Genomic DNA, 12,430 nt, shown 5'->3' with positions numbered 1-12,430 from the left:
TCAGTAATTCAATAATTATAAAATGATCGATCTTAAAAAATTTGAAGTTTGGTTTATTACAGGAAGCCAAAACTTATATGGGGAAGAAACGCTGAAAAAAGTTGCCGAACACTCGCAGGAAATAGCTGCAGGCATTGATGCTACCGGCAATATCCCCGTTCGTGTGGTTTACAAACCTGTTGTAAAATCGACTGAAGAAATTTATGAAACCCTGCAGGCTGCCAACGTGGCCGAAAACTGTATCGGTATCATTACCTGGATGCACACATTTAGCCCGGCTAAAATGTGGATCCGTGGGTTAAGCATCCTTAAAAAACCGATGCTGCACCTGCATACCCAATATAACCGCGATATTCCATGGAGTTCGATAGATATGGATTTCATGAACCTGAACCAAAGCGCCCATGGCGACCGCGAGTTTGGTTTTATGGTGTCGCGTATGCGCATGAACCGTAAGGTGGTTGTTGGCCACTGGCAAGATCCCGAAGCCTTGGCCCAGATTGAAACCTGGACCCGCGCTGCTGCCGGCTGGTACGACTGGCAAGGCGCCAAATTTGTACGCTTCGGCGATAACATGCGTTTTGTAGCCGTTACCGATGGCGATAAAGTAGAGGCTGAATTAAAATTCGGTTTCTCGGTAAATACTTATGGTATCGGCGACCTGGTTGCGGTGATTAACGCGATAAGCGAAGAATCGGTTAGCGAACTGATAGAAGAATATGAGGCCACCTACACCATGGCCGACGACCTTAAAAAAGGCGGGGCTAAACATCAATCGGTATATGATGCCGCTAAGATTGAGTTGGGGTTGCGCAAATTTTTGGTTGACGGAGGCTTTAAAGGCTTCTCGGATACGTTTGAAGACCTGCACGGCATGATCCAATTACCAGGTATTGCCGCCCAGCGCCTGATGGCCGATGGCTTTGGCTTTGCCGGCGAAGGCGATTGGAAAACTGCGGCCCTGGTACGCGCATTTAAAGTGATGGGTGCCGGCCTGCCAGGCGGTAACGCCTTCATGGAAGATTATACCTACCATTTTGACCCTAACAATGCGTTGGTATTAGGATCGCATATGCTGGAGGTGGACGCGTCATTGGCTAATGGCCAGGCAGCCTTAGAAGTTCACCCGCTGGGAATTGGCGGCAAAGCCGATCCTGCGCGTTTGGTATTTAACGTGGCCGGTGGTGCTGCGCTTAACGCATCAATTGTGGATATGGGCAACCGTTTCCGCCTGCTGGTTAACGAGGTTGAAGCCGTTGAACCGGTTGAAGACCTGCCAAACCTGCCTGTTGCCCGCGTACTTTGGAAACCACTGCCCGACATGAAAACCGGCTGCGCAGCCTGGATTTACGGCGGCGGTGCACACCATACCGCTTACAGCCAGAATTTGACAGCCGAACATATGCAGGATTTTGCGGATATGGCCGGAATTGAGTTTTTAAGAATTGGTAAGGATACAACAATACCACAATTCAGAAATGAGATTTTGTGGAACGAGGTGGCTTATAAATAGGAAGAAGAAGCCCCCTCTAAATCTCCCCCTTCAGGGGGAGATTTTTGATTTGCATGATATCAACCCGTCATTGCGAGGTACGAAGCAATCCCGAACTATGTGGGATTTAGCATGTTGAAGATTGCTTCGTACCTCGCAATGACGGATTATTTAAGAATTAGCAGAAAACGAGTAATTCTGTTAATTCTGAAAATTCTGATTCAGACAATGCGTTAGGGATAGCAGCGGATACCGGCCCGTGACTAAGGTCTGTGCAGTATGAGCGGATAGCCCGGGCCAAAGGCAACGCCCGGGGAAAGAGTCAAGAAATTAGAATCAAGAGTTAAGACTTTTGAGGATTGGTGGATAACGACGGAAGAATAAATAAATAAATAAAACCAATTTGTCATTGCGAGGAACGAAGCAATCGCGAACTGTGCAGAGCCGCTGTGCATACTACGAGGTTGCCACGCTGCGCTCGCAATGACAAATGTTTTAGCAATGACAAGTGTTTTAATAACATGCGTATTAATTAAAACAAATACAATCAAACACGCAACCCACGATGGGATTCCGGTTGTGTGTTTTATATAAAAAGCAAAAGAGAGAACGAAATACAATAAAACTAATTTAAACCCAATTTATGAACAAATTTTCAACCATTGATTACGTCATATTCGTGATCTATTTTATTGTGGTATCCAGTTATGGTTACTGGGTGTACAGCCGCAAAAAAAAGGCCAGCATATCGGCGAGTCATGATTTCTTTTTGGCCGAGGGTTCGCTTACCTGGTGGGCCATCGGAGCCTCGCTTATTGCATCCAACATTTCGGCCGAGCAGTTTATCGGCACCAGCGGACAAGGTTTCGCGGTGGGTTTAGCTGTGGCGGCTTATGAGTGGGTGGCAGCAATAGCGCTCATTATAGTGGCCGTATGGTTTATCCCGGTATACCTGAAGAACAAGATTTTCACGATGCCGCAGTTTTTACATACGCGGTATAACGAAACGGTGAGCTTTATTATGGCCATCTTCTGGCTGTTTTTATACGTGTTTGTTAACCTTACCAGTATATTATACCTGGGCGCACTGGCCATTAATAACCTGATAGGCGGCGACATCAGCTCGATGCACAACATCATCATTGCGCTGGCTGTGTTTGCCTTATTCATTACCCTTGGCGGTATGAAGGTTATTGGCTTTACCGATGTAATACAGGTGTTGGTGCTTGTAATAGGCGGCCTGGCTACCACTTACATAGCTTTAACGCTGGTGAGCGAGCATTTTGGTTTAGGCAAAGATGCGATAGCCGGTTTAAAAATGATGTTTAAAGACTCGCCCGAGCACTTTAAAATGATGATGGCTAAACCCAAACCAGACGCGCCACAAGCCGAAATTACCAAATACCTGGCACTGCCGGGCATAGCCATGTATTTTGCAGGCCAATGGATTGTGAACCTGAACTACTGGGGCTGTAACCAATACATTACCCAACGTGCTTTAGGTGCCGATTTAAAAACCGCACGTACAGGCATCCTGTTTGCCGGTTTGATGAAACTGGCCATGCCTATCATCGTGGTAATACCGGGTATTGCAGCTTATGTATTATACAAAAATGGTGGCTTGCAACACGAAATGGCATCGGGCGGGCATTTCAATTCGGATAATGCGTACTCGGCTATATTGGGCTTTTTGCCTACCGGGCTTAAAGGCCTTTCGGTAGCGGCGCTTACTGCGGCTATTGTGGCTTCATTGGCTGGTAAAGCCAACAGTATATCTACCATTTTTACGCTGGATATTTACAAAAAGCACATGGTTAAGGATGCCGACGAGAAAAAGATGGTTTGGGTGGGTAAGCTCACAATTCTTGCTGCGCTTATATTCTCAATCATCCTTACCTGGAAAGATCTTTTAGGTATTGGCGGCGAAGGTGGCTTTACCTTTATCCAAAAATACACCGGTTTTATCAGCCCGGGTATCTTCGCCATATTCATTTTAGGTTTCTTCTGGAAACGTACTACGGGTGCGGCAGCCATCGCGGGGATCCTTACAGGCTTCGCTATGTCGGTATTGTTTAATAACTACGCACCGGCTTTATTTGGTCACGAAACCATCCTTTACACAGCCTTCCCTAATGGTAAAGGTGGTTGGGAAATTCCATTCCTGATTTGTATGGGCTTATCGTTCATGTTTACCATTATTGTGATGGTGATCATCAGCCTGGCCGGGCCAAAAATCAATCCTAAAGCTTTTGATATTCCACGTGCTATGTTTAAGGTTGATAAACAAACCCTGGCATTAATTATAGTTACGCTGTTATTACTTACCATGCTTTATGCCAAGTTCTGGTAGTGTTAAGTCAACAGTACTAAGTCGTAAGTCTAAAGTTGATTTTTTTTGGCTTAGAACTTAAGACTTTGGGCTAAAGACTATCCGTCAATTTATCGTTGACGCGACAGTAATACAAAAACTTTGTTATAGGTTTCGTTGATTGAATCCCCGCGGCTTAATTGCCGGGGGATTTTTTATTGCATAAGGATCCAGCCTGTTATAATCTGTTACGATAAATCAACAGCATCATTAATTTTGTTGTGAATCAGGTGAACGATGCCGTCCATCTCCTTGATAGTAACTTTCAGCAATTCAAATGCTTCTTCTTTCTCGTCATTACTGTCGGCTATATCTACCAGGTACATCAGCCCCAGCATGGTAGCAACCGGTCGCCTTATCTCATGCGAGCTTAGCCAGGCCACCTCTTTTAAAAATTCATTCTGCCGTTTATTTTCCTGGATAGATTGTTTTAAATCGTTAATATCCTTAATAACGCCTATCAGCCTTACAGGTTCCTTTTGTTCGTTATAAATAAAGTATCCCTGGTCCATAATATACTTATATACGCCATTGCCGCAATTTATACGGTACTCGCAGGCCCAGTTTGTTTTGCCTTCGTTTTTAATTTTTTGCTGGCTTGTTACTACTTCGGCAACATCATCAGGGTGGATCAAACTGCGCCACCACTCCAGGTTATAGGTTATTTGCTCATAAGAAACATCAATAAGCTGGGTTAGGCTGGCATTGTAAATAATGGTGTCGGCAGGTATATTTAAATCATAAATCACATCCTTGGTAGCCTGCGCCAACAGTTCATACCGCTCTACGGCTTCTTTAAGCTTAATATCTTTCAATTTATTTTCGGTTATGTCCGAAAAATAAACTGCCACGCCGTCATCCGTTGGGTAGGCGGCCAGCCTGATCCATTTGTTTAACACCAGCGAATACTCTTCCATCCGTACAATTACACGCTCTTCCAGCGCTTTTTGATAATAAGGGTACATACGGTTCCTCTCTTTGGGGAAGAGCGTAAAAATACTTTCGCCAACAATTTTGGTAAATTTTCCGTCAAGAATATCTTTAAAAGCCTGGTTAATACGGGTGATGCACATGTTGTAATCCAGGGCAAAAAAGGCATCGCTAATGCTGTTCAGCGTATTTTCAAGGTTGCTTAAATGCCTGTTTTTTTCTACTTCAAGTTCCTTAAGCTCGGTAATGTCCTGCATCGAGCCAATTACTTTTAGTGGCATGCCCGGTACCGTTTCTAAACGGGCCAATTGCCGCATATACCGGGTTTCGCCGTTAAGCACTTTAGTGCGGTGGGTTACATCAAGGGTTTTGCCATTGGTCATCAAATCGTTAAGCCCGGCCATCATCATTGGCCTGTCTTCCGGAAAAATATGTTCCAGGTAAATGTCGAAGGGCTCCCGCTCATCATTCTTATCAATACCTGTAAGCGTGTACAACTCATCCGACCATAGCAGCTTACGGGTATCCGGAAAATACTCCCAGCCGCCCACCTTTGATATCAGCTGCGTTTCTCTTAAATTTTGTTTCTTGTTTGAAATATCCTGGTTTATTTTTTCTAACCGCTGCTCAAATAATAGCTGTTCGGTCATATCCCGCACCATTACCAGTATATTGGGGTTGTTGTTGAAAGTTATTTTATGCGATGTAACGCTTACCTGGATAATGCTGCCATCCTTTTTGATATGCCGCCACCTACCGCTTAAATTCAGATTGGGCGCTAAGCTCCCGACCGCCTCGATCGCCTTTCCGGCATCTTCGGGTGGGCGGATATCGTGGATACTTTTTGTTAAAAACTCGGCCTTGCTGTAACCGTATGTGCTCACGGCGGCGTCATTAACCGAAACTATATTAAGGGCTTCGTCATATATCCACATAGGCACCGGGTTAGCCTCGTACATATTGCGGTACTGGGTTTCGCCTTGCTTAAGCTTTGCGTCGTTCTTTTTTATCAGGTAATGCAAAAACACCCCGCTGGCAATTACAAAAAAATACCCTTTGGCACTGCTAATGAATAAAACCTGTTCGCCGGTAAAGTTATGCTCCAGATAAAACAGCAAACGATCACTAAAAGTGATCCAGAGCAAACTGATAATGATGTAAATAAGGGCTATCCGTAAAGCACCATGCCGCATTAGCTTCGGGTTAAATTATTTAATTAAATTAAACGTTTAAATACATTATTGGTTACAATAAATATCTATAAGCATCAACCATAGCGCTGTACGGTTTTTAACAAACATGCGTATTATTGTATGTTGTCAATGTAATTAATATATAGCTCCCAATATTAAAGCCCACAAATAAAATACCCCGTTTGCCAAGAAATATCGTGTAAAATAATCGTGACAAAAGGATTGATTGCCAGCGTACTGATTCTTTTCATGCCGTTACCTGCTGCCCGCGCTATCTGCTCATACTGCACAGGCGTTAGGCACGAGGCCGGTATCCGCGTCTATCGCTAACGGGGGGAAGGGGGTAGCGAGCTGTACTCGGTTTTATCAACTGTTTTGGATATCCTTAGAACATCAGGCCCTGTTACGATCTATTGCTCCCCATCTATCGACCAAACGCCCATTTGTGCCGATGAAGCCTTGCCCGCTATACTTAAACAACCCTCCGTCCCGGTGATTTGCCCCGTGGTCGATTATTTCTTTACGCCCGTCTATCGCGTTTTACCAAACGGTTGTATTGGTTTTTATTTGGGGCATGAAACTAAAATTACAATTCCTGCTCTTGTTCCTTTTACCTTTCACCATGGTAAAAGCAGCTAACCTAATTACCGATGCAGGCACGGGCATTACCGGTACTGTTATCGATTCGGTGAGCCAGAAACCCGTGGATTATGCTACCGTATCTGTTTTTGACCAGGCGAGCAATAAGGTTGTAAACGGCACAATAACTGCCACCGACGGTAAATTTACCATCGATAAATTACCTGCCGGTACTTACCGCTTAAGGATAAACTTTTTGGGCTATGCCAATAAAACCATCGCCAATATTAAAGTTGATGGCGGTATGCTTAAGCTGGGCCGCATATTGCTTAGCCCCGATAGTAAGCTGTTGAAGGAAGTACAGGTTACCGGCAAAAAAGCATTGATTGAAGAGAAGATAGACCGCACCGTATACAACGCCGAAAACGACCTGACTGCCCGCGGCGGCGATGCCACAGATGTAATGAAACGCGTACCCATGGTATCGGTTGACCTTGACGGTAATGTGAGCGTGCGTGGCAGCTCAAACATTAAAGTGCTTATCAATGGCAAACCCTCGGCTATGGCTTCGGCAAGCATATCTGACGCGTTAAAGCAAATCCCTGCCGATTTGATTAAAAGCGTGGAGGTGATCACTTCGCCATCGGCCAAATACGATGCAGAAGGATCGGGCGGAATCATCAACATCATCCTGAAACAAAACACACTGCAGGGGCTTACGCTAAACTTAAACTCGGCAGCCGGCACACGCGGCGCCGACCTGGGCCTTAACGGCGGCTACAAAACAGGTAAGCTCACTTTTTCGTTGGGTGGTTTTGGCCGTACAGGTTACAATATCCCCGGCGAGTTTAACAATAGCCAAACCATAACCAGCCTTACCTCGGGCGATGCCCTGCTCACCACACAATCGGCCAATACGCATAATAAATTTTTGTTTGCCCGTTATAACGCGGGGGTTGATTATGATATTAACGAGCACAATTCACTTAGCCTTGGCGTGGTATTTGGCGCCAACAACCACCCAACTGTACAGGATAACTTTTTGACCAATAGCTATCTGAATGACGTACTTACCGGTTCGTCCCTACAAAAAAACAATATCACCAACAACTCCACTTCGGTTGATGCTACGTTAACCTATACCCTCACCGGCAAAAAGCCCGAGCGCGAATTCAGCTTCCTGACAGAGTACAGCCAGAATAACCGCCACAATAATTTTGAAAGTATTTTTCTTGATCAAAGCGATGGATCGTCAATTGGCGGATTAAAAAATAATAACAACAGCGTTAATAAGGAGCTTACCCTGGAGGCCGATTACCAAACACCGCTTGCCAAAAACCAGCTGCTGGAATTTGGCGCCAAGGATATTATCAGAACAGTAACCAGCGATTACACGTACCTGTCGGCAGCCGACGGCTCACTCAATTATCAGCCGGTATCGTCGGCCAGCCTGTCAAACGCGTTTAACTACAAGCAAAATGTGGCATCGGGATATTTATCATTTACCTTTAACCCTTTTAAGAATTACACCATTAAAGCAGGTACCCGGTACGAGTATACCTCCATCAGCGCCGATTTTCTGAGCGGGCAGGCAGTTACCATTCCCAACTATGGCATACTGGTACCCAGCCTCAACATCAGCAAAAAGTTTGATAATGGCGATATGATTAAACTGGGCTACAACCGCCGCATTCAGCGCCCATCCATCGAGTTTTTAAACCCCAATATCCAGGCATCCAACCCACTGAATATAACCAGCGGTAACCCTGGCCTGCAGCCCGAGTTTACCAACAATTTTGAACTGGCCTACAGCACCAATATTAAAAGTAACCATTTCAATATTTCGGCATTTATGCGCAATACCAACGATGCTATCCAAACCATCCGGACAAGCAGCGGCGATACTATAAAAACCAGCTATCAAAATTTGGGCAAGCAAAATGCCTATGGTATGAGCCTATCGGCCAACCTTACACTCACCAGCAAGCTAAGCCTTAATGGCGGCCTTGATATGTATTACCTTGATTTGGATAACCAGGACCCCGATCCGCTTTTCCGGGCATCCAACCATGGCTGGGTGGCCAACTACCGCATATTTGGCAGCTATGACCTGTCAGACAAGTACTCGGTACAGGCATTTGCCTTCCACCGTTCGCGCCAAATACAGCTACAGGGTTACCAGGGAAGTTTCGGAGTATATAATTTAAGTTTTAACAGGAAGTTTGCCAACAAAAAAGGCAGTATTGGCATTGGCGCAGATAACTTTCTGACTAACGGCTTCAGAATACCTACAGTTGTTAATTCAGGCAACATTAACCAGAATGCCGTAAACATAATGCACAACCGCAGCATCGAGGTAACGTTTACTTATAAGTTTGGTGGCATGTCTGTTCAAAAGCCCAAAAAACCTAAAAAAACCATCAATAATGATGATTTAAAGGAAGGCAGCAGCAATAACAATAATTAATAAAAACCGCCCCCATTCAGGGTGCTATGCACTTGTGGCGGGCGGATAGCCTTCACCTTATCTTTTAATTTAAATCTTGCAGGGCAGGTTTGGATTTCAGGGTTAAGATTTACTTCTTTTTATATACTTCCTGTACAGGTATTCGGCATATCCCACGCTAATATAATCCGGAAATTTCCAGGTGGGGTAATATTTTCTTTGAATATATTTTACCCCGCTAAAAAACAGAATAGCCGCTATTAATAAAATACCTAAACCCAATAGTATGGCACCCAGTATTACAACAATATCCATAATTTAATCATTTTTGATTTGTACGCACCGCTTAAACAAAGGTTACATTTGTTTTAATAATTAATATTTGCCAACCCGGCCACTAATAATAATATAATAAACCTGTTTTATAAACACCTTCCTGTTATAACCCGGCTGGTTACTAAAATGCAAACAATAACAACAAGTTGTGTTTAACCTGCGTAAAAAAGGGGAAGTTAATTACACCGGATGCCTGCCGAACAGCACTATTTAAACTTTGAGCAAATTGTTGACACCCTGAACAGGGGCGTATATGGCATTGATACCCAAGGCAATTGTATGTTTATTAACCAGGCGGCCACACAGATGCTTGGTTACCCGCGCCAGGCCTGCATTGGCAAAAACATGCATAGCCTTATCCATTATCGCGACATAAATGGTAACGTATACCCCGAAAGCGAATGCGCCATATGCACCGTAAATAAGGCCGTTAACGGACAACACAATCTTGACCATGTTTACCGGAGGGCCGATGGATCGGCGTTCAATATCAGGCATTCCTCAAGTCCAATTATTGATAATGGCATTTTTAAAGGAATAGTTATTGCTTTTAGCGATATATCCGACCAAAAAAACAAGGAAGCAGCCTTAACCGAATCCGAACAAAAATACAAGCTCCTTTTTGATAACAACCCATCGCCCATGTTTATCTGGGATTTTGAAACCCTGCAGATTGTGGATTGCAATGAAGAAGCATTGATAAAATATGGCTATAGCAGGGAGGAGTTTTTAAAGTTAAACATCAGGCAGGTACGCCCCGCGGAAGACATTGCCCTTATTAATGAAGCCACAAAAAGCGAAGCATCTTATGGCTCTATCCACAAAAAAAGCTGGCGGCACCTGAAAAAAAACGGCGATCTGATACACGTTGAAGTTACCGGTCATGTCATTGAGTTTAATGGCCGCAAAGCTTCACTGGTGCTCGTAAATGATATAACAGAGAAACTAAAAGCAGAAAACGAACTAAAAAACTCGGAAGAGAAACTACGTATTGCTACAAAAATTGCCGGGTTGGGCTATTGGCAGGTGCAATTGGATGGCAAAAACAGGTACTGGTCTGACGAGGTATATACCATTTGGGGGGCCGACAGGGATTCGTTCGCGGCCGATTACAGCCTGTTTTATAAAACCATTCACCCCGATGACAGGGAGCGGTTTGCCCGGGAGCAGGCCTTTGCCGTAAATAACGCCAGGGAAATAGATTTTGAATACCGTATTATTTTGCCCGATGGATCGATGAAATGGGTACATGAAATTGGCAAACTGGTTGCCGGTAACAGCAATCAGCCGGCAGTTTTCCGGGGAACGGTGCAGGATATTACGCCCCGGAAGCTTTTATCGTTATCGCTGGAAGAAATTAACCTGCGCTATAATTATGTAACCAAGGCAACTTCAGACGCTATTTGGGATTGGGATTTGGAAAATGACAACTTATATTGGGGCGAGGGCTTCGAAATTATTTTTGGATATAACAGCGAAAGCATTCAGCGCAACATCAGTTCATGGACAAACCATATACACCCGGAAGATATAGATAAATTAATAAAAGGCATTTACGCCGTAATTGACGGCACCGAAACCAAATGGAAAGACGAATACCGCTACCTGAAAGCCGATGGCACTTACGCTTATGTTGTTGACAGGGGTTTTGTAATACGCAACGCCAAGGGTAAAGCCATAAGGATGGTAGGCGCTATGCATGATATTACCAAACGTAAAACAGAAGTGCACCATTTAAAACTAATCCAATCTATAATAACGCACACTACCGATGCTGTTTTAATTACCGATGCCAACATGTTTGATGGATTGGGGCCGCACATTGTTTATGTAAACGAAGCATTTACCAGGATGACAGGCTATAATGCCGATGAAGTAATGGGTAAAACGCCCCTGATACTGCAAGGCCCAAAATCGGACGTGGCCGAATTGCGGCGCCTGGGTATAGCCTTACGTAAAAGCCAGCCATGCGAAATTACCACCATCAGCTACAAAAAAAACGGAGAAGAGTTTTGGGCAAACTTTTCTATTAATCCGGTAATGGACGACAAGGGCATTTTAACCCACTATGTGGCCATTCAGCGCGATGTTACCGAACAAAAAAAGGCAGAACTGGAGCTTAAACTGTTTGCCGGCGATTTATATGAACGTAACAAGGAGCTTAACCAGTTTGGATACATTGTATCGCATAACCTGCGGTCGCCGGTGGCTAATATCATGGGGATAGCAAATTTATTGGAACTGGATAGCGACGACCCCGATACGGTAGCCAGATGCACACACGATTTAAAAATTGTAGTGAACAGGCTGGATAGCGTTATAAAAGACTTAAGCCAAATTGTATCCATCACCGATGGTTCGACAGCCCTTACCAAAGAAAAAATTGATTTAAACGCATTGATAGCCCAGGTAGTTACCGACCTTGAAGATGTTATATACCATACGGAGGTCGAGGTTTCTATACACGGCGGCTCGCATATCATTTACTCGCATAAGGCTTATTTGTACAGTGTATTTTATAACCTGGTGAGCAACGCCATCAAATACCGATCAAACAATTCGCCACGCGTAACTATCACTATTGTTGATGATGTTACAGGTACCATAGTTACCGTAGAAGATAACGGCATAGGCATTGATTTAATAAAACACCGGGACAGCATTTTTAAGCCCTATAAAAGGTTCAATTTAAATATTGAAGGTAAGGGACTGGGCTTATTTTTGGTCAAAAGCCATATTGAGGCGCTCGGCGGCTATATTACCATTGATAGCGAGGAAGGCAGCGGATCTGTTTTTACTATAGGCCTGCCCGCATCAAGCCATTTAGCGCCCGAAGCCGTCCAGGTCTCCGAATACCGTTAACAGCAATACCCAATCGCTTGTACCGTGTATCAAAATTTAGCAGGAAATGCCTAATTCCCGTGTCAATCCTGGTTAGCGAAATCCGCGGATTTTGAAGGGAGAAATGATATATGTCGGCTAGTCGACTCACCCCGACGAGGCACCGCCCGTCTGCCCCGCTCTCCGACTGCGTCGCATAGAGGGGCAATAAAACCAAAATTGAGCTTCACCCTCTTTGCGGCGTA

The 12,430-nt window shown here is 44.4% G+C and carries 6 protein-coding genes; 4 read left to right on the top strand and 2 right to left on the bottom strand.

Annotated features, from left to right (window positions below):
- The first annotated feature begins 22 nt into the window (after positions 1-22).
- Together araA and BMX56_RS03740 are read left to right on the top strand one after the other, a co-directional pair.
- Complete coding sequence (gene araA / locus BMX56_RS03745; RefSeq protein ID WP_090640973.1) at positions 23-1,513, top strand: L-arabinose isomerase; 1,491 nt, start codon at positions 23-25, stop codon at positions 1,511-1,513.
- A 622-nt stretch (positions 1,514-2,135) separates the two neighbouring features.
- A complete protein-coding gene (locus BMX56_RS03740) occupies positions 2,136-3,842 on the top strand; it encodes a sodium:solute symporter family transporter (protein ID WP_090640971.1) in 1,707 nt (568 codons plus the stop codon).
- Positions 3,843-4,048: 206 nt separating this feature from the next.
- Here the strand turns inward: BMX56_RS03740 and BMX56_RS03735 are convergent, their stop codons facing one another.
- Positions 4,049-5,983: a PAS domain-containing protein gene (locus BMX56_RS03735; protein ID WP_090640968.1), complete on the bottom strand. Its 1,935-nt coding sequence runs from the start codon at positions 5,981-5,983 to the stop codon at positions 4,049-4,051.
- 574 nt (positions 5,984-6,557) lie between these two features.
- Between BMX56_RS03735 and BMX56_RS03730 the strand changes: the two genes are divergently transcribed.
- Positions 6,558-9,029 carry a TonB-dependent receptor gene (locus BMX56_RS03730; RefSeq protein WP_090640965.1) on the top strand — a complete coding sequence of 824 codons (2,472 nt, stop codon included), beginning with the start codon at positions 6,558-6,560 and terminating at the stop codon, positions 9,027-9,029.
- Positions 9,030-9,131: 102 nt separating this feature from the next.
- Here BMX56_RS03730 and BMX56_RS03725 read toward each other — a convergent pair whose 3' ends face one another.
- The gene (locus BMX56_RS03725) at positions 9,132-9,323 is read right to left on the bottom strand and encodes a hypothetical protein (RefSeq protein WP_090640963.1); all 192 of its coding nucleotides are present in this window, start codon (positions 9,321-9,323) and stop codon (positions 9,132-9,134) included.
- A 210-nt stretch (positions 9,324-9,533) separates the two neighbouring features.
- Between BMX56_RS03725 and BMX56_RS03720 the strand changes: the two genes are divergently transcribed.
- Positions 9,534-12,206 (top strand): PAS domain-containing sensor histidine kinase, encoded by a 2,673-nt coding sequence (locus tag BMX56_RS03720; RefSeq protein WP_090640960.1) that lies wholly within the window; start codon positions 9,534-9,536, stop codon positions 12,204-12,206.
- The last annotated feature ends 224 nt before the right edge of the window (positions 12,207-12,430 follow it).

Origin of the sequence: Mucilaginibacter sp. OK283 (assembly GCF_900110415.1) — a bacterium.
Taxonomy (GTDB): Bacteria; Bacteroidota; Bacteroidia; order Sphingobacteriales; family Sphingobacteriaceae; genus Mucilaginibacter.
The sequence above is the reverse complement of the archived record's forward strand: the minus strand, read 5'-3'. Positions and strand labels throughout refer to the sequence as shown.